The following is a 26,465-nucleotide window of genomic DNA, read 5'->3' as shown; positions in this document are numbered from 1 at the left end:
AAGTATTCAACCGATACATATGATGTATTGAAATGGAAATAGCGGCTCTAATAAGCGAAAAGTTTGACTAATTCAACCGATACATATGATGTATTGAAATGCTTGCGTGTACCTCGTACCCTGCAAGGTCTGGCTATTCAACCGATACATATGATGTATTGAAATAATATTGAAACATCTCCGAATTTAAAGAGTCCTCTAATTCAACCGATACATATGATGTATTGAAATATAATTTCTCCTGTTTTTCTTGTAACTATATCCTCAAATTCAACCGATACATATGATGTATTGAAATTGACATCAGTCGCACGTGCTATTTCCGACTATTTCATTCAACCGATACATATGATGTATTGAAATTGATATTTGACGATAAAAAATTTGCCGATACTGTTATTCAACCGATACATATGATGTATTGAAATTATTGCCTCCTCTACTTTTTCTGCTATACTTTTATGTATTCAACCGATACATATGATGTATTGAAATGACGGAAAGTTTAAATTTGTGCCTTTGCAATATGAATTCAACCGATACATATGATGTATTGAAATTCGATCTTTAGAAATTCGAAACGATTTAGTTTTTCAAATTCAACCGATACATATGATGTATTGAAATTCAAAAGCGTTTACAACCAGTTCGAGTTTATATTGCATATTCAACCGATACATATGATGTATTGAAATTATTCAAGCATAATATATTCTCTATCCTCTCTTTTAAATTCAACCGATACATATGATGTATTGAAATTACTTAAAACCTTTGTCGTGTATTAAGCCTATTATTATTCAACCGATACATATGATGTATTGAAATGAAATATATAGAATGCGTTTATAAAGGAACATTATGATTCAACCGATACATATGATGTATTGAAATTCAAATTCAAATACCTTTCACATGACGATATAAAAATTCAACCGATACATATGATGTATTGAAATCAAAGGACAAAAGAGGCACTCAAAGCGCGAAAGGCATTCAACCGATACATATGATGTATTGAAATGATAAAGAGATAGCAAAATGCGAAGCGGACATAAAAATTCAACCGATACATATGATGTATTGAAATTGAAACTGCTTCCAGCTGGTTTTGACTCCTCCAGCATTCAACCGATACATATGATGTATTGAAATGGAATTTCTTTCAATGCAATATGAAAACGACGGTCAATTCAACCGATACATATGATGTATTGAAATGTACGGTTTGCAATATTGCGGTTGAGAGCGATATGTAATTCAACCGATACATATGATGTAATACATTTAAATGGGCTTTTCGAAAATAGCAATAATTCATTTTAGAATTTAAAACAATATTCCATAAGCTTTAGTATATCCCTATAGTTTGAATATGGTTTGAAACTAAAATAGAATAAAAACATTCTAAATAAAATCATCCATACACAAAACTTTACTAGCTTTTTCCTGGCAGTTTTTGCAAAAATGATAGCTTTTCCTGTCTGTATCGGCAATAGAGTTGGAAAAATGCATAACACATTTTACATCCGGGCAGTGGGGAAGTCCAAGGATATGGCCGATTTCATGTACAGCTTCAGTAAGAACTCTTTTAAAATAGAGTTCTTCATTATTCTCTAGACCATAAAAAGTATTTGAAAGACGTTTCAAAGATATGATCCCTACTCCTATCTCATATGAAGCTAATCCAAATACAAAATTGAGACCCGGTTCATACAAATCTACATCAACGATACCCAAAACCATATCACTATCAAAAGTTTTTTTCAGTACCAGAATCTCGAGAAATTTCTCAGCAAGAAACTGGCTTCTTTTATGGTTATATGCTGATGCCGGAACTGGCATGTCACTTAAAAAATCCACATTGATCCTCAATATATCCTGTAGCGCAATCTGAAGCGGTTTTTTTAACGGCCATATTTCCAACCCAAATGTCTGAATCAACAGACGCTTATATCTGCACATATCACCACTCCAATTTGCCGAAAAATCTCAGCAATGTTTTTGCAAGTTTCGGCTGAAGCAGATAACCGTACGATTTATGAGGATTTGCTTTACCTCTTTCATTTTTATAAGGATTATAAAGTCTTTTATAATCTCTAAAATCCTTAAGTCCTTCCGTTCTTCTAAACTCATCTGTAAGAGTCTGATCGTGGCATACTATATCTCCTAGTGCTGCAAAGTTAGCCCAATAGTCGATATTGGAAAGTGCTCCTTGTTTTGTTTTAAAACCATATCTTTTACCAAGCATAAGGTCCTGTATCATCTCATCGCCCAGAGGACTGCCCATGGTAACGAAAGTATGAACTCTTTTATCCCACATATCCTCTTCATCTCTGTGATGACAAAACCTCCAAAGTACGTCATATGCTATGAAAGTCCCCATGCTATGGCTTATAATTATGACTTTTTTATTTTCTCTCAGAGCTTTTCTTAGAACAGAAGCGAGTATCTGTCTTATATTCGTTGCGATATATTGATCGTCCCAGTATAGTTTTATCTCAAGCAGAGATTTTTTTAGGACATCATCTTTTACAGTCAAGACATTTGTAACAATATCTATAGCTTCCACACCAAGATTTTTCCAAAAAGCTTTAACTTTCGACATCGGTTTGGGAGTATGAAAAGAGTCTCCCATCTTTTTTCTTATCTCTATTATTTTTTGAACAGGTCTTTCAAGCTTTTTGGGATCCTCTTCTATATGATTCGGTATCACATTCGCCCAATATGCCATTTCGAATAACTCATGATCTTGTTGCATCTGTCTTGAGAGTTCCTTGTCATATTGGGCAATGTTTTCTATTATGCATTTTTTCCAGTAGTTTAACAGATCTTCTTTTGGGGGTTTTGAAGCAAGACCGTGGATCATGATTATTTTGTAATCGGCAAGCGACATCGTATGTCCTTTGTGCCTTATAAAACTGACCGTTTTCGGCTATGAAACGATCAAAAATTTCTAAACTCACACTCGACCGGCAGATTCAGTGACGATATATCTAGAGTCTGCATCTGGTCATCGAGTTCGCCTATCATCTTTTCGCTAATTCTAAAATTCTGGATGCAGTATTTACCACTGTATCCAAAAGAATGCAATATTTTCGCTATATTCATTATATCATGTTTATCGAGCAATGATGTATGGACTGTAGTTCTTACTTCAAACTTTATCTTCTTTTGTATAAGATATTTTATACTTTTTAGAAGATTTTCATATCCATCATATCCAGTAATTGCTTTATATTTCTCTTTCGGAGCCTTAAAATCGATAGCAAAAAAATCAACAAGATTATTATCGGCGAGTTCTTTCAGTATTTCGAAATTGCTTGCGTTGGTATCAACTTTTACTTTAAAACCCATCTCTTTAACCATCTGGCAAAAAGGTACGATATCTTTATATAAAGTACATTCTCCACCGGAAATCACTACACCTTCCAGAAGATTTTTACGGGATTTCAGAAATTTTTTTACATCATCGACAGATTTTCGGCCTTTTCCAAAAACAATGCCAGGATTATGACAGTAAGAGCATCTCATGTTGCAGCCTGCAATCCATATTATGCAGGCTGGCAACTCTGGAAAATCAAGAAGAGTAAAAGAAGTTATATCATATATAGGCAGCTTCAGGCCACTATCTTGCATCTAGTCTCTTTAAACTGCTTCCTCTCTTTATGCTCTCCTTTTTTTCCTATATTGAAACTCTCTACCGGTCTATGATAACCCATTACTCTTGTATAAACCATGCACTTTGTTCTTCTGTTTTTTAACACTTCCAAGATATCCTCTCTGTTCATCACACTACCTCCTTTTTGGTTTGGTTTTTCAAAATTTATACACAACAAGTCAGGTCAACATTCAAAATAGCCCATCAACCTTCAACTCTTTGATTTTCTTTTTTTAGATACTCTTCAATAAGCTCCTCATCACACTTCGGACAATATTCATGCTCTCCTTCCAGATAACCGTGTTTAGGGCATATAGAAAAAAGTGGAGTAACTGTTATATAGGGCAGTTTGAAATTTTCTATCACATTTTTCACCAATTTTCTACAAGCTTCTGCAGAACTTACTTTTTCGCTCATATATAGATGCAGAACTGTCCCGCCGGTATATTTACACTGGAGGTCGTCTTGCAGAGTCAATGCCTCGAATGGATCATCAGTATGCCCGACAGGTATCTGCGAACTGTTTGTGTAGTAGATATTTTCTCCAAAACCTGCCTGTATGATATCTGGATATCTTTTTTTGTCCTCTTTTGCAAATCTGTATGTAGTCCCTTCTGCAGGAGTCGCTTCGAGATTGTAAAGATTTCCGGTCTCTTCCTGATACTCTTTGAGCCTATCTCTCATATGGTCCAATATCTCAATGGCAAACTCTATACCATCTTCTTGTGTTATATCCGTTTTATCATCTGTAAAGTTTCTTATCATTTCGTTCATACCGTTTACTCCGATGGTAGAGAAATGGTTGTTGAAATTAGGCAGATATCTTTTTGTATACGGATAAAGTCCCCTTTCAAACATTACATTTATAAATTCTCTTTTTTTCTCTAGAGTCGATTTAGCAAGATCCATAAGTCTGTCAAGCTCTTTGTAAAGAGCTTTTTTATTACCTTTGAATCTGTATCCGAGTCTAGCCATATTTATAGTGACAACTCCAATACTTCCCGTCATCTCCGCACTTCCAAAAAGACCATTACCTCTTTTCAGAAGTTCCCTGAGATCAAGTTGCAGACGACAGCACATACTTCTTACCGCGTTTGGTTTGTAGGCTTCAGGATTTTCTCTAAGTTCTCCGGTCTCCGGGTCCCGTATATACTGGCTGCCTATGAAATTCTGAAAATAAGAAGAACCTATTCTCGCCGTATTCTCAAAAAGAATATCGGTATTTTCACCATACCAGTCAAAATCTTCCGTTATATTTACAGTAGGGATAGGAAAAGTAAAAGGCTGCCCGTTTTTATCACCCTCTGTCATAACTTCATAAAAAGCTCTGTTTATGAGATTCATCTCTTTTTGAAAATGTTTGTATGTAAGATCTGTGAGCCTCTCTACGCCCCTTTCTCTGGCAAGTTTTTTCAACTCTTCATCATTTACATACTTGAAAAGATGTTCATCTTTTTTTGTCGGAATCTGGTCTTTTAGATCATTTGGAACAGTCCAGTCAATTGTAATGTTTGTAAAAGGTGACTGACCCCATCTTGCCGGAACATTTAGATTGTATACAAAACTTTGAATTGCCTCTTTTATATCTTCGTAACTTAATTTGTCTTTGAAAACATAAGGAGCCAGATACGTGTCAAAACTACTGAATGCCTGGGCACCGGCCCATTCACTCTGCAAAATCCCAAGGAAATTTGCCATCTGTCCCAAAGCAGTTCTGAAATGATTTGGAGGCGTACTCTCTACCCTTCCCCTTACTCCGTTGAATCCTTCGTTCAGCAGAACCCTTAGGCTCCATCCGGCACAATATCCGGTAAGACAGTCAAGATCATGGATATGATAGTCACCGTTTCGGTGAGCATAGCCCTCTTCTTTCGTATATACTTTGTCAAGCCAGAAATTTGCTATAACCTTTCCTGCCAGGTTATTTACAAGTCCGGCATTGGAATATCCTGTGTTGGCATTTGCATTTATACGCCAGTCGCTGCCGTTTATATACTCTTCCACACTCTGAGTACAGTTTATAAATGTAGTGTCATCTGTAAGACCGGCTATATGTTCTCTTTGTATTTTATGAAGAAAGCGGTACGTGATAAATGACTTCATCACATCAAAATAACCGCATCTGAAAAGCTCATATTCGATGATATCCTGTATCTCTTCTACAGCTTTAACCGTATCGAAAGAAATTCTAACTAAAACGCTTTCGAACACTCTTCTGTCATAAGGCACAAGAACACTGTCAAAGGCCGCTTTTATGGCATCTTCTATCTTATAAGCCCTGAACTCTTCAGTTGAGCCGTCTCTTTTGATTATAATTTTGGGCAGTTCCATGCAATCCCCTCAAAATGATTTTTCAGATATAATTGTATCTTATAAAGATGATTTTTGTGTGACAATTTTTTTTTGTTCTGTTTTTTGCATTTTTATCTAAATACAAATAGAGCTCAGTTAAAAAAAATAGAACGAAGTAGAAGTAATATAGCACTTTTTTCATATTACCCACTTTTACTCTACGATACACTGCCTAATGTTATATCCTCTGGGAAATTCCGGGTGCATAAAGGTATCCCCTTCCAGTTTCCAGTCCGCCTGTTTGTTTATAACAACCTGGCCAGAAGCTCTGTTTGTTTTATCAACACATAAAATCGTTTTGTTATGTTCAAAAGCCTCTCTTACTTCTTTCATATTTGCTTTTCTCATAAAATAGTGTGATACAAGAAGCAGAGTCAATATGGAAAATACGAGAGGAATACCTATTTTTCTACTTTTCGGCGGCATAAAAGGCCTAGTAGTAACTATAATCGTAATCACCATTATAAAAGCGACAATAAACAGATATATCGCTTCTTCTTTTAAAAAATCAACCATATTTTAACTCCCATTCTTTAAATTTAGGCGAAAAATAATCGATTCTCTGCTTTTTGAACTCTCTTGTCGAATAGAGATAACTATACTCTTTTATACCTGTCTCTTCAGATATATCTTTTACCACATCTTCTACTTCTTCTTTGCTTTTTCCATGAATCATTGAAAAAAGAGGATACGGCCAGTTAGGATATACCGGTCTTAGGTAGCAGTGACTTACCGCACTGTAAGCTGCAACTTTTTCTCCTATCTCTTCGGCTTTCTCTTCGGGTATTTTCCAAACAACCATTGCATTTGCTTTAAATCCGGCATTTCTGTGATATAAAATAGACGCAAATCTTCTCATAATACCGGCTTTTTTCAAAAGCTCAGCCTCTTTGGAAAGAGTATCGTAATCGATTCCAAGTTCATCTACGATATATTTAAAAGGCGATTTTACAGGCTCTATATCTTTTTGCAGTCTTTTTATAAGTTCCATTCTAAAGTCATTCAGTTCAAGGTCAATCTTCTCTCTTCTCTTTAATTTCTCTTTTTTTGACCTGTCACCTTTTACATCAAGTTGAACTGAAATTTTAAACATCTTTTTTGTGGGAAGGATAATGTATTCTTTGGCATCTGTTTTTTGTGCAAGTATCTCTACGCTTTTTTCAAGTCCCAGCAAAGAATCGGAAGGAACCGCGATAGTAAACCAGAGATTGTACTCATTATCTCTTTCGTAATTGTGACTAACTCCTGGATGTTCATTTATTATTGCGGCGGCATTTTCAATGTCATCTACTTTAAAAGCCACGAGAGATGATCTATACCCAAGAGATTTTGTATCGAAAATTGCAGATGTCTGTCTTATTATCTTCTCATCTTTGAACTTTTTATAAATATTCAGTACATCTTCTTCACTTGCTCCCAGCTGCTCTGCCAACTCTTTAAAAGGATGTTCGCAAACGGGAAAATTTTTCTGTATTATGTTAAGAAAATCTTTTTCCATCATTAAACCTTCTTGTTTTATTTATAGATTTTAATATCATTTCAGACTCTTTTCCTTGATTGCCATCAAATGGTTTAAAAGTTTAATATGATAACATTTCAGTATCTTATCATATAAGAAAACAAATTCCACCGAAGGAGCCTAATGTCTTTTTTCCCAGCACTTTTAAAACTTGATAAAAGCAAAATATTGGTCATCGGTGGCGGTAAAATTGCCGGTGACAAGATAGGTCATCTACTTGATTTTACATCTAACATCACCGTTATAGCTCCTAAAATCGATAGAAATACGCAAAATCTAATAGAAAAGGGCGATATAACACTTCTAAAAAGAGAATATAAAAAAGGTGATATAAAAGGTTTTGATATCGTAATCGTTGCGGTTGACGATATAAATCTTCAAAAAGAGATATATGAAGAGTGTCAAAATGAAAGGATACTATGCAACAGCGTCGATTCGGTAGATTATTGCGATTTTATATTTCCTTCCTATATAAAAAGAGGGCCTCTTGTGATTGCTTTTTCAACATCGGGTTTCTCCCCTGCTCTTGCCAAATATCTAAGACGTGCCATTGAAAAACTTATACCGGAAAATATAACTGAATTTTTACTAGAGATGAAAGAGATAAGAAAAAAGTTGCCAAAAGGTAAAGAGCGACAAAAACTTCTAGAAGAGAAGGCTAAAGATTACGTGGAAAAAAATATAATCAAAAAGGATGAAAATGTTTAGTAGAAAGATGATGTACGGATTTCTATTTATATTTCTGTTTTTAAGTTTCGCTTTTCTGTATCAGAATATGCCTGAGCCAAAGAACAAAAGAATATATAACGAGATATTAGAGTACTTTCCGTATGAAATAACAAAAGAGTTCGGGGGTCTTGATATAGTAAACAAAAAAACCGGAGAAGATATAGATGTTGCAAATGCAAAGGTTTTTATTGTTTTTGATGATCTTCTCAAAAAATGGGGAAAAGATCATATCAAACTTGAAGGGAATACTATTCGCGTTCTCGATGATAACAACAAGACAGTAAAAACGATAGAGATAAAAGACGAAAAAGAGCTTCGGTTTGTACTCGATTTTTTCGGTCTTGAAAAAAATCAGAACCGGTAATCAACCGGTTCGCCCTCTAAAGTTTTTAAAAATTCGACTATACTATCTATCTCCTCTTTGCTAAAGTCTATACCGAGTTGATGTTTTCCCATTATCCTGACCGCCTCTTCTATATTTTTAACGGCTCCGTTATGAAAATAAGGGGCTGTCTTGGTCACATTTCTCAAAATAGGCACTCTAAATCTTTTTGTACCATCTTTTCCTCTAAAACCACCCACATTCTTAAAAGGAAAAGAGTAGTCTTCCACAACTATATCTGGAAAAATTGAGTTTTCGCTACCTTCAAATCTCACATTAAACCACTTTTTATATTTTCTGAGAGGAAATTTCTGAATACTTTGCCCTCCTACCGATATACCCGTATGACACCCTTTGCACCCTTTCATTATAAAAAGTTCAAGCCCTCTTTTTGCCTTTTCGCTGATAGCAGTATCGTCACCCTCCAGATACCTGTCAAAACTTCCTCTTGTCAAAAGTGTTTTCTCATATATGGCAATGGCCTTAACAACATTTTCAAAAGTGATCTTTTCGCTACCGAATGATTTTTTAAACATTCTCACATATTCAGGGATATTTTGAAGTCTACGGACTACCATTTCAGGTGTTGCAGCCATTTCAAAAGGTGCCTGTACAGGTCCTTTGGCCTGATCTTCAAGAGATGGGCTCCTGCCATCCCAAAAAAATCGTTTTGCAAGTGCAGAATTAAATACAGTAGGAGAGTTTAAATGAAAAGGATTAGCCTGACCTTTGTGACCGATAGCTGTAGGAAGACCGTCTGCTCCCCCTTTTTCAAAAGAGTGACACGTTGCACAGCTTATATCTTCATTTTTTGAGAGCCTTTTTTCAAAAAAAAGTTTTTTTCCAAGTTCGATCTTTATCTTTGTAACCGAATCTTCAGTTAAACCCATCAGTTGAAGAAGTTTTTTAGAATCTGACGGAACCGGCCCCATCCCCCGCTTCAATGCAATTTCTCTGAGTATGGAGTCTTCCATAGCGGATAGATTTAAGACAAAAAATAGAAAGAAGATAAAAATTCGTAACATATAAAACCTTTTGCATATCTTCTTTCTATATTAGCAATTTTTAAAAATTTTTCATTGATGAATGTCAAAAGTGGGACAAAAGAGTTATAACATTAAGGCATATCGAGATATTTTATAAGGCCTTTTGTTATTTTTCCAAAAGGCATTATCCTACTTCCACCATGTTTTAATGTAAAAAGCTGTGCTTTTTCATAATTTTCAAAAGGTATAAGATCATCTCCTTTAGGTCCGACTATTCTGCTTCCGAAAACATAAAAAGCGCTTTTGGCATCTACTTTTTTCCCGCTCATATAATCCTGTACATACATCTCTTTTATCTCTTTGGCATCTTTTACATTAAACTCTTTATAAAACCATGGTCTAAAATAGAAATCCATCATACTTTTAACACAACAAAAATGGATCACTCTTCCGTCTTTTAAAACAATCTCTGTGGCGAATTCGGGATGTTTTGAAATATCGATCATATAAACATGATCAAGCTCTTTGTTTTTTATCTTGATTTCCCCTGCATGTGAATAAGAAAAAACCATAAACAGTGTAAAAACAGCAGTCAAAAAATTTCTTATCATTATTTGCCCTCCTATAACAGATCTCTTTTTTTGAATGAAAGATACCCAAGAGCAGCAAAAAACATGCCCAAAACTATGGGATAAACAACAGAAAACACTATAAACAACGAATGACCAAATGTATCAAGTATATAGTATGCAACTGGACCAATGACCGTAAGTTCCGGGTCAAAAAGAGATATCGCCCCCACTCTGAAAACTTCCATAGGATTTAAAAGAGCCAGAAAAATAATAATCTCATCAGAAATCCTGTTTTGAAGCATAAGCCCTATAAGCGCTATATCTATAAAAGCAAGCAGTGTTATCCATACCACAAAAGAAGCGCCCAAGGCTACATCGTGGGATTTTACGAGAGTCGATATAAAAAAAGCGATTCCCAGAAAAACAAAACAGAGTGCAAATATAAGTGCCGTATATAAAATTAACATTTTCCAGGGAAGTTCTCCTCCTTTGAATATACCCCAGGCAATACCAAGAAGAAGAGCCAAAATTACAGGTAAAAAGACAATTGTAAACCTACCTGCCATTTTACCCCAGTAGTAGTCTTTCAAAGATACGGGAAAAGACAGCATATATTCCAATATACTGCTTTCTCTGTCTCCCGATATGGATTTGACCGTAGTTATAAGTATGAAAATAGGTAAAATTACTATAGTAACCTGCATATACACCAATAAAAGCCGGCTAAGACCTGTAAAACCCATGACAACAGAGTCTGTAATCCCTGTTACAAAAAAAAGAGCCATCAATCCTCCGAATACGAGGAGATAGACTAAAAACCATTTTGAACGCATTGACTCTTTAATATCCAGTTTTGCTATTAATAATAGATTTTTCATTACCTGCCTATTTTTAAAACTCTTTTTTTCATCTCTTCAAAATCGATTGTCTCTTTGTTTTTCGGTTCAGTTCCGGGTTTATGTGCACCAAATCCATATCCCATAGGTGTTATATTGTCTGTAGTATACTTTGCACTTTTTGCATCTATCCACTCGCCGCTTTTACAGTCTTTTACCCATATTTTTGCATCTTTCTGCCATGGAATATTTTCTTCCTTAAACCAAAGAATCACACAACCTATATCATCAAAATTATAAGCTTTACCGGTTTTTGGATTTACGACCTGAGCCGCATATTTTCTCTCGCTAACCGCCATTTTGCAGCGTTCACACATATCTCTGTCCCAGTGAACAATCGCCGGCTCTTTTGTAAAATCCTTTTTCTCACACCCGCTTATGGCAATCAATAACAAACTTGTGATAAACAGCCAAGAACTAAACTTTCTCATCTTCAACAACTTTTCCCAAATCCATATAGATTTTCCGATTTACCAAACCCTCTATTTCCTCTAACCTGTGTGTAATGTATATAGTACTGCAGTTATCATCAATTTCACTCAAAAGAGAGTAGAATTTTTCTCTGGCCTTCGGATCAAGGTTTGCTGTAGGTTCATCAAAAACAAGTAGATCACTCTTTTTTGCCAAAGCAATAGCAATAAGCAGTTTTTGCTTCATACCGCCTGAAAGCTTGAAAAAAGGCTTGTTTTTATGTTTATGGATATCAAGCTCCATCCTGTCAGCCTCTTTATATATAGTTTGAGTATCAACTTTTGAACTCTTGGAAACATACTCTGCAAGTTCGGTAATACTCAGCTTTATAGGAGGCGGCAATTGCGGTATAAAACTTATCTTTTCCAATACCTTGGTTCGCTCTTTGATTGGAGAGTATCCGTCTATCTCTATAGAACCGGCATCCAGATGGTAAAAACCCAGAATTGAACGCACAAGCGTAGTTTTACCTGCTCCGTTAGGCCCCATCATAGCGATTTTATCGCCACTTTTTATAGTAAGCGTAACATCGTCAAGTACTTTTACACCCATAAACTTTTTTGTTACATTTTTTATTTCTACTCTCATATCAAATTTTTCAACCTAAATTCAAAATTATATGCATCCGTATGGCAAACATCAAAACATCTAGCACAAAGAGTACAGTCACCGTTTTTTACAAACTCTTTTGTAATACCCTTCTTTTTTCTATCTTCATCATATTTGGCTTTTGCAAACTCAAGAACATGGTCTTCTGGACAGACCGCAAAACAAGCCATACAGTGGTCACATTTGTCCATATCCCACTGAACTTTTGTAGCACTTGTCCAGCCGATAAAATTATATGTTGTTCCTACCGGACAAACATACTTGCACCAGCCTCTTCGTGAGAAAAAAATCTCAAACAAAAGTATAACAAATACCCAGATTATTGCCAAGCTCCAGCCGTATACAAAAAATCTGCTGAGAATCCCTACGGGATTTATAACTTCAAATACCAGATATCCGTCTACTGCCGCCATAACAAGAAAAATAGCCCAGAAAATATATCTTACCCTTGGATCAAATTTTCTCTCTTTTATTATATGTCTGTTTACCAGTATCTGATGGATTCTCTCTCCTATTTCGCTTATTAGCCCATATGGACAGACCCAGGCACAAAAAGATTTTCCTCCCGCAAAAAAATAGAAGAATACAATTGTCAATGTTCCTATAATTATGTTTGTATGTATATGATGTTCCGCTGCTAAAATCTCAAGGGCTACAAATGGATCGATCAGATGAAATCCCAGCAGTCTTGAACCGCTAAGCGTTCCTTCAAGAAACTGTATATCAAGATAATAAGAAAGAAAAAAAGCAAGATTTATCAAAAATACCACAAACCATCTAACTGCTCTGTATGAAGGTCTGATTTTTCCCTCTTTCGTTTTATAATAAAGTGTCGATAAAAGCGGAGCGTTTACCAGTTCTTTTACACTCCAGTTGTATCTATCCATTCCCCCTCCTTTTAAAAACACATCATCTGTTTCTTAACTTTTCTTCGAAAGAAGAAATCTCTTCAGCAAGCTGTTCTAACTGCTCTTCATCCAGCTGACTCAAAAGACCGTACATAACATAATTCTTTCTTTTACCGCTCTTAAAATCTATAAGCGCTGAATATAACTCTTCTTTGCTTTTACCCAGAAGTTTGGGACCGATTATCCCTTCACCGGTTACACCGTGACAAGAAGCACACTTCTTTTTATAAAGGGGGCTTACTTTTATAACAGCGATATTACCTGCTTTTTCTTTTAGAGCCTTTAACTGCTTTTGAGTTTCATCTTCCTGCTTTTCTTCTACCTGAGCAACCGGCTCTTTCGCAACCGGCTGTACATGCTGTTTTGAAACAGGCACTTCCATCTTAGACTTTTCTATAATCTCTTTAATATGTTCAAACTTTCTACACTCAATATCAAGATAGGCCATATACGCTATAGCAGCGATACTAAGCAGACCTGCCACCCCAGCAATTATATGTTTTATCATTGCTAATTCCTTAATTCTCTGATTTTTTTATTGAATTCTGAAATCTCGTTAGCCAAAGATTTGAGCTCTTTTTCATCCATCTGAGCAACCAAATCTTTCATCAACACATTTGCTTTCTCTTTCGTTTTATACTGTGTAAGTCTTTTATAGATATAATCCCCATCTTTATCAAGCAAAGATGGTCCTATAATACCGTTTGCATAGTCATCATGGCATGGAGAGCATTTGACAAGAAAATCTTTACTAAGTTTTTTTGCCATCAAAGATATCTGAACTTTTTCATAGGGCGAACGGATGTTTTTATAAGCATCGATTTCACTCCTTGGCATCTCCTCTTCTCTCTCCTCTTGCGCTTTACTGTAAGAGTAGTAAAATTCTCCTTTATCAAGAGACTTTTTCTCTTTTTCCTGACCAGGTTTCAAAACGCCTTCGGTTATTTTTATCTCTTTGACCGGCTCTTTTGCTTTACTTTCTTTATTATCTTTCTGTTCACATCCGGAAACAGAGAAGATCACTAAAGACAATACGACTGCTATGCTTATTCTCTTTCTCATTTTTAAGCCTTTTTATAGATTTCTTGATATGTGGCTCTTGGGATAATTTTGAGCACATCTGTCGGACAAAGTTCCACACATGCTCCACAACCCACACAAGCTTCCCTTATTTCAGGTATATATCCACCGTTTTTGGCCACCATGCCTATTGCTAAAGTCGGATCCGGGTGATAAGGACACAAATCAGCACAGATAGTACACTGTTTACCTCTAAACTTCTCTAGTTTTTTAAGCAGTTCTACCTGAAGTTCTCTTTTTTCAGAAGGATTTGGAATATCCTCTATCTTTTTTGTCTCTCTTTCCTCATCTGTCAATACCTTTGTATGCTCGTATATTCTATCTATCGCACTGTCAGGGACCGGTTTGTTATATAGAGCCAAACATGCACTCTCATCAGCTATCACAGCCATGCCCATATGAACATACTTTATCTCCGCTTTCTCATGATCCAAAGCACCGCTAGGACAAGCGAGTATGCACGGGAATGCTTCGCAAAGATAGCATCCTCTCTCTCTAGGTTCTATATATGCGGTACCAACTCCGGCACCCCCTTCCAAATCTTCAAGTATTATAGAATCATAAGGACATACCTGCAGACACTGTCCACATTTTATACAAAGCGCCAAAAAATCATCTTCATCAACTGCACCTGGAGGTCTTAGACGAAGCTTATCTGTTTTGAGGTATCTGCCGCCTATTATACCAGCGGCAGCAGCAAGTCCCAAAACTCCGAGTCCCGCCATTTTTTTTATAAAATCACGTCTCTTTTTATCCTCATTAGTCATATATCTCCCCCTTCATTCTGGGATGCTTATCCGTCAAAAGTAAAACAGGCTCCGAGAAAGGAGCAAGTTTGGCAAGAAAATTGAGTATCGATATAACCGGTGAGCCGTAAAAAAACTTTACATTGGGATTGAACAGCCACATCTTATCAGCATAATAGTAAAGATTATACGGAGTATCGCCAAAACCATCTCGATTCTTGTCAAAGCCCTCATAATCATCCCAAAAGTTTCTATCCCATATATTTTGTGAAATCTTTACCTCTTTTGTATCGTTTATAACATTTTCAATATTACCTTTAAAAATATTATCCGTTATTATATTTCCCACACTCATTGAGTGAAAATGTATACCTTCGCTGTTATATAAAATATTGTTTTTTTCTATAGTATTGTTCATATCGGGCTGATAAGGAGACCTGTCGATATAAAAACCTCTTGCACAGTATATAACCGTATTGTTTTTAATTATAAAATTTGAGACGTCTTTCAGACCTATCCCCACTCCCGTATTTCCAAGGGAATTTTTAATCGTATTTCCAACGGCTTCACTATCCTGTGAATACATAAAAAAAATACCCACACTGTTATGCACATAGTAGTTGTTTTTTATTATATTTTTCCCCGCATACATAAGATGCAGAGAATATCTGCAGTTTTCCCCGTAGTTTTCTTCTATAATATTTCCATGCGAATACCAAACAACAAAATCCCTTGAATTGACAAGAGAATTCTTTCTAAATATATTGTCATTGCTATACCAGACTCTGATCCCATCTCCTCTAAGCCCCAAAGAGAAAGGTTTTGAACTGATCTTATTACCGATAATTTTAGAGTTGTGAACATTTTGTAAATCTATGCCAAAAAGTGTATCTTCAATATCGCAGTTCAATATTTCACAAAAATCAGAATCTTTGATAGATACGCCAGCATCAACATCTTCATGCCTTGTACCGCTGTTTTTGATAGTAAGATTTTTTAGAATAACGTTTGAGCTTCTTACTTTTACTACCGTACCTTTACCTTCTCCGATAATAAAAGCTTTTTTGTTTTTACCATCTATAATAAGAGGTTTTGTTATTATGATATTGCCGTGATATTCGCCTTCCGGAAGTTCAAGTAAAGAGCCTGGTGCAGCTTTGTCAATAGCTTCCTGAAGCAGATTTTTTCCAAAAAGAATACAGGAAGCCGACATAAAAAGCACCAGGATTTTTTTCATTACTGTTCCTTGCCTTTTTGTCTAAGAGCTTTATTTTTTGAAACTATTGCCAATAGTGTCAAAACACTTATAGCTATCAAAAGCCAAAAACCTATAGTCGGATAGGAGTGCGTAGTAAACTGTGCAACTTTTCCGTCACCGAAAACCGTCGGCATAAACGGTTTTATCTTGAATGCTCCCCAGTCGTGCATATGATGGCCGAACCAATAGAGCCAGTAAGCATAAAATCCCAGAAAAATCACCGGTAACAAAACTGCTATATACATTATAAAATTAAGTATTTTCCAGTCATACAAAATAAAAAGAACATAAGCGAACGAAAGCAATACCAATACATAAGGCGCTATGGCTCTAAGATAAGGTGCACCTCTCTCCATAGGATCCATACCGATAAAGTGGTTTATCGTATTCATCTCATGTATATCGCCGCTGAAACCGTCAAAATGATAATAGACCGGAATCCCTTCCGGAAAGGCATCTTTTGGGTAGTTGGGAGCCTCAAGAGAGACGTACCATATAGGTGCAGTTGCTGCTCCTATTTCAGCATTTTCTTCTATCATTTTCTTCAGATCACCCACTGCATCTTTTGGGGTATTGGGACTTACATATCTTCCTTTTTGGTAAAAATTCCACACTTTATAGGCAATTTCAGGAATTTTATCCGCTTTGCCTTCTCTTACCAGATCCGGAATGTCATGGGTTAAAACAGCCGGTATAGTAAACCAAAAAAGTAAAATACCAAGTGCAATGCCCGCAAAAATCTTATATTTGATTTTTGAACTGCTCATAATTGTTCCTTTTTGGTATTGAATTATTTTGTATTTTACAATCATTTACATAAAACAGGGTTGATATAAATCAAATATTTTTATCAAAATCATTCGTTTTTCTAATATTAATATAAATAATTTATGAGCTTGATAAAAATATATGATGGAAATTTGAAGTTAAAAGCGGGGAATTCCCCCGCTTTTTTAGAAGAGATTTGCGTTCTCATCGACCCATTTGAGATATTCGATTATATCTTTTATCTCCTGGTCGCTCATATTTTGATTAGGCATTTTGAGATTGAAGTAGTCTATCATAGCTTTTACATACGGATCGTTATAGAATTTTTCAGGATTTTTGATAAATTCAAATACCCATTTTTCTCCGTTTTCATGTCTTGAAAGTACCCCTGTAAGGTCAGGACCGGAGCTTACTTTTCCTATAACGTGACATCCGTTACATCCGCCTTCTTTAAATGCTACTTCACCTCTTTTTGCTGCTTCACTCATAGGAGTAGCAATTTTTCTAACAAGAAGATCTTTCGCTCTAATACCCATATCCGCAGTTTTAACCATGTATTGCCAAATCATATTTTCAAAGAGAATCGCTTTTTCAATATCTCCTTTTTTAAACGCTTCGTCAGCTTTCTTTTTCTGCTCTGGAATTTTTCCGTATTGATCGAGAGCATCAACTACAAGCTGTTTTACAAGCGGATACTTCTCATAATGGTGTTCTTTTAGGAACTTCACAACGCTTTGGATAACTTCGTCAGTCGCTTTGTTTGTTGCAACAATTTTCTTATACTCTTTCATGAGCTCTTCTTTGCTCATTTTTTTGAGTTTTACTTTTTGAGCAGAGACATATTTTTTCTTAGGATCTTTTACTAATAGGTATCCCATCATCTCCAGGTGAAGGGCTGAACAGAATTCTGTACAGTAATACGGGAATACACCTTCTCTGTCAGCAACAAAATCTATTCTTGCTGTTTTACCAGGCTCCAAAGAAGCATGAACATTGTACCAGTCTACAGTAAATCCGTGTGTTTCATCTTCCGCACGCTCAAGGTTTGTCAAGAAAATCGTTACTTTATCGCCTTTGTTAACTGTAATATGTTCAGGATTGATATGGCTTCTAACCATAGTTGCATAAACATAAACATGGTTTCCTTTTCTCTCTATCCTCTCTTGTCCTGCAAGAGTTTTTCCTTCATGCGGTTCACCGGTAAATGGATTTGTTCCCATCGGATACCTGACTTCCGGATGAAGTTTGCTCGCTCTTATAGCAACAGCCTGATGCGGTTCACCAAGTGGCAAAGGCATATCGTATAGAAGCTGCATCTTCTTGCCGCTTATATCAATCAACTGGTGGTTTTGCGGATGCAGAGGTCCGATGTTGTTGAATCTATCTATAGCCAGTTTGTTCAATGCTATGATATATTCACCCTGAGGATCGGCAGTTTTTCCTTCCATACCACATAGGTGACCTATGTTATAGTTAACATTGATCTTATCAATAACTTTCAAAGTTTTAAAGTTCCACTTGACAACCTGAGAATCCACATACAAAGAGGTATATATCTCTCCATCTACAGGGCTGAACTGGCTATGCAAAGGTCCAAGTCCTAGTTCAACCTGACCGTGTATAGATTTTTTTAGATCTAGTATAGGAATACCGAAAGGATCTTTTCCCACATATTCTTTATTTTTGATTAGTTTCATAATCTTTTTAAAGTCATAAACGGTTGCATGAGTATCGAGTTTACCGCAAACAACAATATACTGACCTGTTGGATCAACATCTACACCGTGTGGAGATTTTGGCTCAGGAATGAGGAAAAGTGCATCATGCTTTACGGCTACCTCTATAGGTATTACCTTATGTCCGTTAATGATTTTTACATTTTTAGGATCTTTAGCAAGTTCTGCAAGTTTTTTCCAGTTATATACATGAAGATAGTCTGTATCATTTCTACTCATACCGGCTTCAAAAGGAGGAAGACCTTTTTGAATACCACCTGTATACATCTCAGAGTTGAAAGAGTTTGTAAAAGCCCATCCGTAGCTCATATTTTTTCCGGCGTCACTAAGGTCCTGCATATAAGGCGGCATTTCAATTGTAAAGGATTTTTCCGGAACAATTCTTCCCTTTTTCCTGTCAAATTTCCACATTGTGACTCCGCCTCTATATACATCCGCATACTCTTCGATAGGATGATAGTTGTTATCAAAAGGCGCAGCATACTGGCACGCTTCTATAACATATTCCGTATTAGGCGTAACAAAAGCTCCACCGTGATCGGATTTGAAAACGGGATTAACGACTATCTGCTTTGTTACGAAGTCATGAAGGTCTATAACCGCGATTCTAGGATTTGCTTTATCATTGATAAAAAGCCATCTTCCGTCATATTTTCCATCCGTTTCGGAAATTGCCGGGTGGTGAGTATCACCCCATGTGATAGGTTTTCCATGATAATAACCCTGCTCGAGAATCTTTTTTGTATCAGAGTCATATCCCCAGCCCTGCCAAGGCTCAGGAGTAAAAACACCGATATATTTCAGGATTCTCATAGAAGGCACTCCATAGACTATAACCTGCCCTGACTGTCCACCTGAACTGAAAACTATATATTTGTCATGTTTTCCGCTCGGTGTGTAAGTTTTTGCAGCAGCAAGCAGGTCTTCCTGTGTCAGCCCCCTCTTTTTCATAATCTTTTCAAGCTCGCTGCTCGCCGTCGAAAGTGTCGTCACCAGACAGACCCCAATCGCAGCGCCCAGGAGCTTCCTGAATCTTGTCACCCAGTCCATTGCTTCTCCTTTCAAATGTTAATTTTGTATTAAAAACATTATATATTACTAAGACTTGAACAAAACTTAACAACATTAAGATTTGAGAGATTTTTTTATGATTTTCTGATAAGTATCATAATTTAAAATTAAAAATTTCCGATATGACAAAAGAGTGACAGCTAAATCTAACGGTAATAATTTTTCGATAATGCCCATATTATGGGGGTTTTAGAGGAATATTAGAATTTGTTAATAATTTTTTGCTTAAGAAGATATATTATATTGAGACAGAAAAGAAGGTGAAGTTATCTGAACCACTTCAAATCTTCTCTGAGGCTGACAACCTGACCAACTATGATAAGAGCAGGTGTACCTATACCTTCTTTTTTTACAGTTTCGACAATATTTTCAAGAGTACCGACTGCTACTTTCTGATTGTTTGTAGTTCCCTCTTGAATAACTGCGCAAGGAGTATCTGGAGCTTTTCCTATTTTTATAAGATTTTCGCATATATTAGCCAGATTATGTAATCCCATTAGAAAGACTATAGTCTCGTCATACCTAAATGAGTTCCAGTCTATCTGTGATTTCTGTTTGTTTGGAGCTTCGTGTCCTGTAACTACTCTGAAAGAGACTGCAATACCTCTATGTGTCACAGGGATTCCCGCGTAAGCAGGTACTGAAATTGCAGACGTCACGCCTGGAATTATCTCGAAATCTATTCCTCTGTCTCTAAGATATTTTGCTTCTTCTCCACCTCTTCCGAAAACAAAAGGATCGCCCCCTTTGAGTCTTACAACATTCTCTTTTTCCAAAGCTTTCTGGTACAAAACTTCGTTTATTTCATCCTGAGGGAGTGTATGTTTTCCATCAGCTTTTCCCACATATATCATTTCAGCATCTTGGGGCGCTTCATTGAGTATTTCAGGATTTACAAGTCTATCGTATACAACAACATCGGCATTTCGAATAACTTTCAATGCCTTGATAGTTAACAGATCCATATCTCCAGGACCTGCACCTGTCAGATATACTTTTCCCATATCACTTTACCTCGTATATAAAAATTCCGGAAGGTTTTGGCACAGAGACAGAAAACGCTTTTTTCCAGCTATCTGTATTCATACCTACAACTTCACTGTTTCCATTAACTGAAACATATAAAAGAGGCTCTTCTTTGGACCATCTTACATGAAGTACTGTGCCTCCAAAATCAAATCTTTTTTTGATCTTTAAAGTTTTTGTATCTATTATCTGAACTATTGGAAATTTTTTCCCGCTGAATGTTACTGCAAGAAATTTTCTATCCGGACTAAGCGAGGTAAAAACAGGATTACCTTCTACTTCAATAGCTTTTATAAATCTAAAATCGTGATCAAATACAAATACTTTGTTGTTTCCAACAGCGGGAATGAAAAATTTGCCTTTGGAAATACTCCAGAAACCGAAATGCGGAACTTTGAGAACTACTCCTTTTCGCCCAAGTTCAAGCGGAACTATACGGTATTCAAAATTGTCAAGATTCAGTACACCGACGAAAGGAGAGTTGAAAAAGCCAACAACATACAGGTTTTTATTTATCATTGCATCAAAGGGTACCTGACCTACCTTTTTAAACCTTTTTTTTATAACAAACTTCGGTTTGCCTTTTCCTTCATTTTTATCTTCCAAAACCCATATCTCATCTTTATCCATCAAAGAAAAAACAAGATAGTTTTTATAGACTTTTATCCCTACATTTTTAGACTCGGTTTCGAAGGTCTGAATAGGATTTAGGTCTCGGTCAAGAATTTCAACACTTTTGTTGTCATAGTTCGCAACTGCTAGATAGTTTTTTGTGACTGTAAAGCCGATTGCACTTTTGCTTGTTCTATACTCTTTGAGTTTTTTCTCATTGATCGGATCAAATTTTATAACATAACCGTCTCTTGTTATTGCATAGCCGTCTTTATCGTAAAATTTTACAACTGCATGATTAAAGTCTCTCATATCTTTGATTTCGTTTTTAAATTTGTGATTTTCTATAACTGCCAAAGCAGAATTTTCTCTCTCAACAACAAATACTTTTTCATGAGCAAGTAAAAAAGTCAAAAACATACTTATAATAAGCAGATATCTCATTATTACCCCTTTATATTCCTACTGCCTCAGGCAGTTCATTTTCAAAAATCTCTTCGTCTTTAAGATAACAGGAAGGATCCTCCTGCCACAAATCGCCTGTAACAGCATATGCTCTCGGCCTGGATCCACCGTTGCATATTTCTAAGAATCTACACTCTTTACATCTTCCTTTTATATCTCTTGGAAAAGTTCTGAGTTTTTTTAGAAGTTCACTTTTTTCATTCAGCCATATCTCATCAAAACTTTTTTCAAAAATATTTCCTATAGAAACCGGAAAAAAAGGATCAGGCTTTACAATTCCTTCGCTGTTTATATTTACAAGTTTTCTTCCGGCACTGTTGCCGCCCCACTGAAGCAGCCGTGATGTAAGCCTGTCAAGAGACTCAGGATATCTTTTTTCAAACTCCTGTATCAGCATTATCGCATCCATCTCCATATTGCCGGTGACGATATCTATATCTTTTTCGTTTTCATAGTATTCAAACGCTTTTTCGATAATAAACTTAACAGCTTTTCGCCTCTCTTCTTTACTCAGATCCATTTTGAGATTGTCCAGACCTCTGCCTGAGTATACAAGATGAGAGATGTAAATTTTATCGATATTCTCTTTTTCGGCAAGTTCGAAAATAAACTTTAGAGACTCTTTTGTCTCTTTTGTTATTGTAAATCTTATACCTACTTTTGCACCGTTTGAGTGAATCAGACGAATCGCCTGCATGCTTTTTTCATATGAGCCTTTCAATCCTCTGAATTTGTCATGAATTTCAGGCGATCCGTCTATACTGATTCCGATATATCCAAATGTATCAATGATTTTTTTAACATTTCCAGGGTTTATATAAAGACCGTTTGTAGAAAGATATGTAAATATCCCCTCTTCTTTAAAAGCTTCGGCAATTTCAAATATATCTTTTCTCGTAAGCGGTTCTCCTCCCGAAAATATAACAAACTTGATGCCGCTTTTTTTAAGTTCTGGAATTACCGAGAGTATCTTTTCAGTACTCAATGTATCGCTCTCTTCAAGTCCCGATTTGCTATAACAATGAAGGCAGGAAAGATTACATCTGTTTGTAAAATTCCATATCAGTATCGAACCGTTCAGTTCTCTTGTTTTTCTGTCTTCAATTGCAGACGATATCAAATTCGACAATCTAAACATTATTTTTCCCTGCAGCTTTTTATATATTCTACTATACTTTTCAACTCTTTTTCATTCAACTTGAATGCAGGCATAAGATTTCTTTTGTATCCAAGTTGTTTATAAGTATGCACAGGGTCAACTATCTGGGAGATCATCTCACCTTCGGTTCTAGTTTTTGCTATCTGGCTAAACGAAGGCCCGAAAGCTTCAGAAGTTTGATGGTGGCATCCCCAACATTTCTCTTTGAAGATAGACTGACCAAAGAGTCGCGGATAAAAAACTCTATTTTTATTGACAAAGTTATATTTTCCAACAGGAACATTCGCTTCGTATCTTACCAACTCTTTCATTGTATCTGTCTGAATCACCTGCAGTGCACCATCACTTTCATAAATACTCAGATAAGCTATATTTCCCGCCGCATTAAATTCCGTATGTATAAATCTCTTCCCTTTCATAGGAGTAAAAGTTTTGATTTTATAATTTTCTTTATCAATAAGAACAATTTTGTCAGTACCGTTATCTGCCCAGAGATATTTGCTGGCCGGATGTGTCTTTACAAAAAAACCGTCTCCGTCTATATTTATCTTTTTTACAAGTTTCCAGTCATACATCTGCCAAATTGTTACATAAGGTTTTCTCAGATGCGGAGTAGCGAAATAGAATTTCCCGTCTCTGTACCAGTAGGTTGCAGAAAAAAGATGGGGCATTCCCTCAATTTTCTCTTCAAAAACTTTCTTTTTTGAGTCAATCTCATAAACTCCAAGACGGCTGCCCCTTCTGGTCGTTCCGATGATATACTCTTCAAATGGATCAATAAAAAAATCCTCAATTGGAGCATCAAGCTTTTGATAAGTTATATCAAAAGTCTTTGTATCAACCGTAGCGAAAAGAGGTTTGTCACGGAAGGAGAAGATTGCTATATCTTTTGAATAAAGTTCATATAGAGCACTTATTTTGCCATCAACATTCACCATCTTCAAAGGTTTCAATGTCTGAGAATCCAGCATTACTACTGACTGTGGCAAAAGACATGTGGCAAATATCGTTTTTCCGTCACGGGAAAGCGAAATATTTCTAAGGTTTACGCACGCTCTTACTTTTGAATGAAGTCTTCCTTTGTCAAGCTGATATCTGCCTACCCATCCATCTCTTGTGGGAATATAGAGATTTTTTCCATCCATAGTATATTTCAGTCCACCATGGACATTTTTAAAATTGAAAAAATCGAGCAGTTTCTCATTTTCCATTATCCATATTCTGTTTGCACCTCTCTCTACCACAGGAGTAACATTTTCGATATTTTCTATCCCAAGATCTGCCGCCTTTTTATCAAACTTTACTATCGATTTTTCTATATTTGTGATATCCCATTTGATATCACCAGCGGGTTGTCTGAGATATTTTACTATCAGGTCGATATCTTCTGAACTTAAAAAATCAAATTTCGGCATAAGAGTCTGCGGAAGAGAATTTTTAATGATATCGTGCAGTTTTTTATCTGAAATCTTTCTTATAAAAGCTGGTAACAACGGGGGTCCGCTTACTCCGATCCTCTCTTTGTGATGGCATCCGGCACAGTATCTGTCATAAAGTATTTTGCCGTTTTTCTCTCCGCTTTCCAATTGATGAACATAAAAACTGTCAAACTTGGATTCAGCGAAGAGAGATGTGAAAAAAAGCAGTGAAAATATGATGTTTTTTTTCATACATCCCCCAATGCAGTATATAAAATCAAATGACTAATGAATACTCCAAGGAGCACTCATTAGTCATTTTTCCGGGCAATTGCCCGGAAAAAATCTTGAAATCAGGATATCAATAGATATCTTTCATAGTGTTGTAAACGTTGAATTTACCGGTTGGTGTTCTGACCCAGTCACCTTCGATAGCTTTTTTAAGCTTAAGTGTTTTGGAATCATATACCAATATAGCAGATGGAACTAGTTTATGTCCCCATACGCTGACCCAGAATTCACTTCCGTCTTTATTAAATTCGATATGAACAGGACCTCTTGGCTTGATCTCGATAGTTTTGCCGTTAACTTTAACTTTTCTAGCCTTTGTGTATTTGCTAGGAATTTTTATAGTTTTGACAACTTCGAGTTTGTTTTTATCTATAATATATAGCTGAGTCTGCAGTTTTCTATCAGGGTTAACAGGTCTGTCAGCTATTAGATAGTTACAATTTGGATGGGTTTTGATAAACAAGTTACCACCGCCATCTCCTGGAAGCTCAATAGTTTTGACAATCTTCCATGCATTTTTAGGATGGTTGTCAGGATCAGTTCCTATAAAATCTATATGATGAGATCCGATATGTCCTGTAGCCCATAGAGGACCATATTTTGGATGGTCAACATTCGCACCACGTCCAGGGTGTGGCTTAACACCACTTGTAGGAATGATGGCTTCGACTTTACCCTCTTTAGTATCGACTGCCACAACTTTGTTTCTAGCATTTGCAGCCACTAGGAAATATCTTTTTGAAAGATCCCATCCACCGTCATGAAGATATCTTTCAGATTCCAGCATTGTAATTCTAGGGTTATTTGGATCAGCATAGTTATAAAGCCATACCTGTCCTGTCTCTTTTACGTTTATAACCCACTCAGGCTTGTGGTGGTCAGCAACGATAGAAGCAACCCTTGCTTCTCTTGTAAACTCTTCAGTATCATAGTAATAGCTTGCAGTAGAGACTATTTTGATCGGCTCAAGAGTATCACCTTTCAGAGTAACGATTGAAGGCGGCCAGTAGCATCCTACAACAGCATATTTGTCTTCATAACCTTTTGCTTTTGAAGTATCGATACTTCTAGCATCGTTACAGACTCTTATCTCAGCAACGTTTCTAGGCTTTTTCATCCATAGGTCGATAACAGTAGCTTTACCGTCCCTACCTATAGCATACATATATCTTCCGGATTTACTTGTTCTAAGTATGTGAGTCGCAAAACCTGAATCAACAATGTTTACAAGCTCTTTTGTATCGCCGTCGATAATTGCAACCTTACCCACATCTCTCATAACAACGCCGAAATAGTTTTGCCAGTTTCTTTTAGTCTCAGGCTTTTTAGGTCTTTTATCTACAGGAACAAATACTTTCCAGCTTTTTTTCATGTCAGCCATACTCTTTTCAGGAGGGCTTACAGGGTCTAGCTGGATAAATTTCGCCATTAGTTCAGTCTCTTCTTTTGACATTTCGCCAGATGCACCCCAGTCAGGCATACCGCCCGGAGTTCCGCCGTAAATGATAGTAGCAAGAACTTCTGTTCCCATAGATCTAGTCTTTTCAGGAAGAAGATTTGGCCCAAGAGCACCTTTTCTAAGCATACCGTGACAGCCAGCACATCTATCAAAATAGATCTGCGTAGCCTTCTTCATCTCTTCTTTAGAGAGTTTCACACTTGCACTTGCAGTTGTAGTCATTCCTGACAACAGTCCTACTGCTAATACAGCACTCAATCCTACTTTTAGCTTCATTTTGGCTCCTTGATT

General features: G+C 36.4%; 26 protein-coding genes and 1 CRISPR repeat array (1 of these 27 only partly in view). Of the genes, 2 read left to right on the top strand and 24 right to left on the bottom strand.

Annotation, left to right across the window (positions count from 1 at the left end):
- Positions 1-1,288: a CRISPR direct-repeat array (repeat unit 30 nt; unit sequence ATTCAACCGATACATATGATGTATTGAAAT); it reaches 389 nt to the left of the window's first position.
- 119 nt (positions 1,289-1,407) lie between these two features.
- The 7 genes from EPR_RS04090 to ahbA all read right to left on the bottom strand — a co-directional run bounded on the left by EPR_RS04090 (position 1,408) and on the right by ahbA (position 7,511).
- The gene (locus EPR_RS04090) at positions 1,408-1,965 is read right to left on the bottom strand and encodes an archaemetzincin family Zn-dependent metalloprotease (protein ID WP_200764005.1); all 558 of its coding nucleotides are present in this window, start codon (positions 1,963-1,965) and stop codon (positions 1,408-1,410) included.
- A 1-nt stretch (position 1,966) separates the two neighbouring features.
- Positions 1,967-2,896 (bottom strand): PGAP1-like alpha/beta domain-containing protein, encoded by a 930-nt coding sequence (locus EPR_RS04085; protein WP_200764004.1) that lies wholly within the window; start codon positions 2,894-2,896, stop codon positions 1,967-1,969.
- Positions 2,897-2,946: 50 nt separating this feature from the next.
- Positions 2,947-3,639 (bottom strand): anaerobic ribonucleoside-triphosphate reductase activating protein, encoded by a 693-nt coding sequence (locus EPR_RS04080; protein WP_200764003.1) that lies wholly within the window; start codon positions 3,637-3,639, stop codon positions 2,947-2,949.
- On the bottom strand, positions 3,621-3,791 hold the full coding sequence (gene nrdD, locus EPR_RS04075) for an anaerobic ribonucleoside-triphosphate reductase (protein WP_200764152.1): 171 nt from the start codon (positions 3,789-3,791) through the stop codon (positions 3,621-3,623). The genes EPR_RS04080 and nrdD overlap by 19 nt, the downstream gene beginning before the upstream one ends.
- A gap of 74 nt (positions 3,792-3,865) precedes the next feature.
- Positions 3,866-5,992, bottom strand: a complete 2,127-nt coding sequence (locus EPR_RS04070; protein WP_200764002.1) for a ribonucleoside triphosphate reductase — start codon at positions 5,990-5,992, stop codon at positions 3,866-3,868.
- Between the two features lie 174 nt (positions 5,993-6,166).
- Positions 6,167-6,529: a hypothetical protein gene (locus tag EPR_RS04065; protein ID WP_200764001.1), complete on the bottom strand. Its 363-nt coding sequence runs from the start codon at positions 6,527-6,529 to the stop codon at positions 6,167-6,169.
- Positions 6,522-7,511 (bottom strand): siroheme decarboxylase subunit alpha, encoded by a 990-nt coding sequence (gene ahbA / locus EPR_RS04060; RefSeq protein ID WP_200764000.1) that lies wholly within the window; start codon positions 7,509-7,511, stop codon positions 6,522-6,524. The genes EPR_RS04065 and ahbA overlap by 8 nt, the downstream gene beginning before the upstream one ends.
- Before the next feature lie 144 nt (positions 7,512-7,655).
- Here ahbA and EPR_RS04055 point away from each other — a divergent pair, with 144 nt between their 5' ends.
- Together EPR_RS04055 and EPR_RS04050 are read left to right on the top strand one after the other, a co-directional pair.
- The gene (locus EPR_RS04055) at positions 7,656-8,240 is read left to right on the top strand and encodes a precorrin-2 dehydrogenase/sirohydrochlorin ferrochelatase family protein (RefSeq protein ID WP_200763999.1); all 585 of its coding nucleotides are present in this window, start codon (positions 7,656-7,658) and stop codon (positions 8,238-8,240) included.
- Positions 8,233-8,625 carry a hypothetical protein gene (locus EPR_RS04050; protein WP_200763998.1) on the top strand — a complete coding sequence of 131 codons (393 nt, stop codon included), beginning with the start codon at positions 8,233-8,235 and terminating at the stop codon, positions 8,623-8,625. Before EPR_RS04055 ends, EPR_RS04050 begins: the two co-directional genes overlap by 8 nt.
- On the opposite strand, the gene EPR_RS04045 is transcribed toward EPR_RS04050, so the two are convergent.
- The 17 genes from EPR_RS04045 to EPR_RS03965 form a co-directional block, all read right to left on the bottom strand.
- Complete coding sequence (locus EPR_RS04045; protein WP_200763997.1) at positions 8,613-9,668, bottom strand: cytochrome-c peroxidase; 1,056 nt, start codon at positions 9,666-9,668, stop codon at positions 8,613-8,615. The two genes, EPR_RS04050 and EPR_RS04045, sit on opposite strands and share 13 nt — an antisense overlap.
- A 92-nt stretch (positions 9,669-9,760) precedes the next feature.
- Positions 9,761-10,240 carry a nitrous oxide reductase accessory protein NosL gene (locus EPR_RS04040; protein WP_200763996.1) on the bottom strand — a complete coding sequence of 160 codons (480 nt, stop codon included), beginning with the start codon at positions 10,238-10,240 and terminating at the stop codon, positions 9,761-9,763.
- 11 nt (positions 10,241-10,251) lie between these two features.
- On the bottom strand, positions 10,252-11,079 hold the full coding sequence (locus EPR_RS04035; RefSeq protein ID WP_200763995.1) for an ABC transporter permease: 828 nt from the start codon (positions 11,077-11,079) through the stop codon (positions 10,252-10,254).
- Positions 11,079-11,528 carry a nitrous oxide reductase accessory protein NosL gene (locus EPR_RS04030; protein WP_200763994.1) on the bottom strand — a complete coding sequence of 150 codons (450 nt, stop codon included), beginning with the start codon at positions 11,526-11,528 and terminating at the stop codon, positions 11,079-11,081. The genes EPR_RS04035 and EPR_RS04030 overlap by 1 nt, the downstream gene beginning before the upstream one ends.
- Complete coding sequence (locus EPR_RS04025; protein ID WP_200763993.1) at positions 11,515-12,156, bottom strand: ABC transporter ATP-binding protein; 642 nt, start codon at positions 12,154-12,156, stop codon at positions 11,515-11,517. Before EPR_RS04025 ends, EPR_RS04030 begins: the two co-directional genes overlap by 14 nt.
- Positions 12,153-13,064, bottom strand: a complete 912-nt coding sequence (locus tag EPR_RS04020) for a NapH/MauN family ferredoxin-type protein (RefSeq protein WP_200763992.1) — start codon at positions 13,062-13,064, stop codon at positions 12,153-12,155. Before EPR_RS04020 ends, EPR_RS04025 begins: the two co-directional genes overlap by 4 nt.
- Before the next feature lie 22 nt (positions 13,065-13,086).
- Positions 13,087-13,593 carry a c-type cytochrome gene (locus EPR_RS04015; RefSeq protein ID WP_200763991.1) on the bottom strand — a complete coding sequence of 169 codons (507 nt, stop codon included), beginning with the start codon at positions 13,591-13,593 and terminating at the stop codon, positions 13,087-13,089.
- 2 nt (positions 13,594-13,595) lie between these two features.
- Positions 13,596-14,147: a c-type cytochrome gene (locus EPR_RS04010; protein ID WP_200763990.1), complete on the bottom strand. Its 552-nt coding sequence runs from the start codon at positions 14,145-14,147 to the stop codon at positions 13,596-13,598.
- Between the two features lie 2 nt (positions 14,148-14,149).
- Positions 14,150-14,932 (bottom strand): 4Fe-4S dicluster domain-containing protein, encoded by a 783-nt coding sequence (locus EPR_RS04005; RefSeq protein WP_200763989.1) that lies wholly within the window; start codon positions 14,930-14,932, stop codon positions 14,150-14,152.
- Complete coding sequence (locus EPR_RS04000) at positions 14,925-16,148, bottom strand: nitrous oxide reductase family maturation protein NosD (protein WP_200763988.1); 1,224 nt, start codon at positions 16,146-16,148, stop codon at positions 14,925-14,927. The genes EPR_RS04005 and EPR_RS04000 overlap by 8 nt, the downstream gene beginning before the upstream one ends.
- Positions 16,148-16,936, bottom strand: a complete 789-nt coding sequence (locus EPR_RS03995) for a cytochrome C (RefSeq protein WP_200763987.1) — start codon at positions 16,934-16,936, stop codon at positions 16,148-16,150. The genes EPR_RS04000 and EPR_RS03995 overlap by 1 nt, the downstream gene beginning before the upstream one ends.
- A gap of 186 nt (positions 16,937-17,122) precedes the next feature.
- Entirely contained in the window at positions 17,123-19,723 is a 2,601-nt protein-coding gene (nosZ, locus tag EPR_RS03990) for a Sec-dependent nitrous-oxide reductase (protein WP_200763986.1), read from the bottom strand.
- A gap of 287 nt (positions 19,724-20,010) precedes the next feature.
- Positions 20,011-20,748 carry a uroporphyrinogen-III C-methyltransferase gene (cobA, locus tag EPR_RS03985; protein ID WP_200763985.1) on the bottom strand — a complete coding sequence of 246 codons (738 nt, stop codon included), beginning with the start codon at positions 20,746-20,748 and terminating at the stop codon, positions 20,011-20,013.
- A 1-nt stretch (position 20,749) separates the two neighbouring features.
- A complete protein-coding gene (locus tag EPR_RS03980; RefSeq protein ID WP_200763984.1) occupies positions 20,750-21,826 on the bottom strand; it encodes a cytochrome D1 domain-containing protein in 1,077 nt (358 codons plus the stop codon).
- A 10-nt stretch (positions 21,827-21,836) separates the two neighbouring features.
- The gene (locus tag EPR_RS03975; protein WP_200763983.1) at positions 21,837-22,985 is read right to left on the bottom strand and encodes a radical SAM/SPASM domain-containing protein; all 1,149 of its coding nucleotides are present in this window, start codon (positions 22,983-22,985) and stop codon (positions 21,837-21,839) included.
- Positions 22,985-24,676 (bottom strand): cytochrome D1 domain-containing protein, encoded by a 1,692-nt coding sequence (locus EPR_RS03970; protein ID WP_200763982.1) that lies wholly within the window; start codon positions 24,674-24,676, stop codon positions 22,985-22,987. The genes EPR_RS03975 and EPR_RS03970 overlap by 1 nt, the downstream gene beginning before the upstream one ends.
- Positions 24,677-24,785: 109 nt before the next feature.
- Positions 24,786-26,450 (bottom strand): nitrite reductase, encoded by a 1,665-nt coding sequence (locus EPR_RS03965; RefSeq protein ID WP_200763981.1) that lies wholly within the window; start codon positions 26,448-26,450, stop codon positions 24,786-24,788.
- Positions 26,451-26,465: the final 15 nt, after the last annotated feature.

Source organism: Nitrosophilus alvini (genome assembly GCF_015100395.1).
Lineage (GTDB): Bacteria > Campylobacterota > Campylobacteria > Campylobacterales > Nitratiruptoraceae > Nitrosophilus > Nitrosophilus alvini.
Note: the sequence above shows the minus strand (reverse complement) of the source record. Positions and strands in the feature narration are given on the sequence as shown.

Coding starts and splice junctions, on each gene's coding strand:
- EPR_RS04090 (WP_200764005.1), bottom strand. CDS start 1,965: ATGTGCAGATATAAGCGTCTGTTGATTCAGACATTTGGGTTGGAAATA.
- EPR_RS04085 (WP_200764004.1), bottom strand. CDS start 2,896: ATGTCGCTTGCCGATTACAAAATAATCATGATCCACGGTCTTGCTTCA.
- EPR_RS04080 (WP_200764003.1), bottom strand. CDS start 3,639: ATGCAAGATAGTGGCCTGAAGCTGCCTATATATGATATAACTTCTTTT.
- nrdD (WP_200764152.1), bottom strand. CDS start 3,791: ATGAACAGAGAGGATATCTTGGAAGTGTTAAAAAACAGAAGAACAAAG.
- EPR_RS04070 (WP_200764002.1), bottom strand. CDS start 5,992: ATGGAACTGCCCAAAATTATAATCAAAAGAGACGGCTCAACTGAAGAG.
- EPR_RS04065 (WP_200764001.1), bottom strand. CDS start 6,529: ATGGTTGATTTTTTAAAAGAAGAAGCGATATATCTGTTTATTGTCGCT.
- ahbA (WP_200764000.1), bottom strand. CDS start 7,511: ATGGAAAAAGATTTTCTTAACATAATACAGAAAAATTTTCCCGTTTGC.
- EPR_RS04055 (WP_200763999.1), top strand. CDS start 7,656: ATGTCTTTTTTCCCAGCACTTTTAAAACTTGATAAAAGCAAAATATTG.
- EPR_RS04050 (WP_200763998.1), top strand. CDS start 8,233: ATGTTTAGTAGAAAGATGATGTACGGATTTCTATTTATATTTCTGTTT.
- EPR_RS04045 (WP_200763997.1), bottom strand. CDS start 9,668: ATGTTACGAATTTTTATCTTCTTTCTATTTTTTGTCTTAAATCTATCC.
- EPR_RS04040 (WP_200763996.1), bottom strand. CDS start 10,240: ATGATAAGAAATTTTTTGACTGCTGTTTTTACACTGTTTATGGTTTTT.
- EPR_RS04035 (WP_200763995.1), bottom strand. CDS start 11,079: ATGAAAAATCTATTATTAATAGCAAAACTGGATATTAAAGAGTCAATG.
- EPR_RS04030 (WP_200763994.1), bottom strand. CDS start 11,528: ATGAGAAAGTTTAGTTCTTGGCTGTTTATCACAAGTTTGTTATTGATT.
- EPR_RS04025 (WP_200763993.1), bottom strand. CDS start 12,156: ATGAGAGTAGAAATAAAAAATGTAACAAAAAAGTTTATGGGTGTAAAA.
- EPR_RS04020 (WP_200763992.1), bottom strand. CDS start 13,064: ATGGATAGATACAACTGGAGTGTAAAAGAACTGGTAAACGCTCCGCTT.
- EPR_RS04015 (WP_200763991.1), bottom strand. CDS start 13,593: ATGATAAAACATATAATTGCTGGGGTGGCAGGTCTGCTTAGTATCGCT.
- EPR_RS04010 (WP_200763990.1), bottom strand. CDS start 14,147: ATGAGAAAGAGAATAAGCATAGCAGTCGTATTGTCTTTAGTGATCTTC.
- EPR_RS04005 (WP_200763989.1), bottom strand. CDS start 14,932: ATGACTAATGAGGATAAAAAGAGACGTGATTTTATAAAAAAAATGGCG.
- EPR_RS04000 (WP_200763988.1), bottom strand. CDS start 16,148: ATGAAAAAAATCCTGGTGCTTTTTATGTCGGCTTCCTGTATTCTTTTT.
- EPR_RS03995 (WP_200763987.1), bottom strand. CDS start 16,936: ATGAGCAGTTCAAAAATCAAATATAAGATTTTTGCGGGCATTGCACTT.
- nosZ (WP_200763986.1), bottom strand. CDS start 19,723: ATGGACTGGGTGACAAGATTCAGGAAGCTCCTGGGCGCTGCGATTGGG.
- cobA (WP_200763985.1), bottom strand. CDS start 20,748: ATGGGAAAAGTATATCTGACAGGTGCAGGTCCTGGAGATATGGATCTG.
- EPR_RS03980 (WP_200763984.1), bottom strand. CDS start 21,826: ATGAGATATCTGCTTATTATAAGTATGTTTTTGACTTTTTTACTTGCT.
- EPR_RS03975 (WP_200763983.1), bottom strand. CDS start 22,985: ATGTTTAGATTGTCGAATTTGATATCGTCTGCAATTGAAGACAGAAAA.
- EPR_RS03970 (WP_200763982.1), bottom strand. CDS start 24,676: ATGAAAAAAAACATCATATTTTCACTGCTTTTTTTCACATCTCTCTTC.
- EPR_RS03965 (WP_200763981.1), bottom strand. CDS start 26,450: ATGAAGCTAAAAGTAGGATTGAGTGCTGTATTAGCAGTAGGACTGTTG.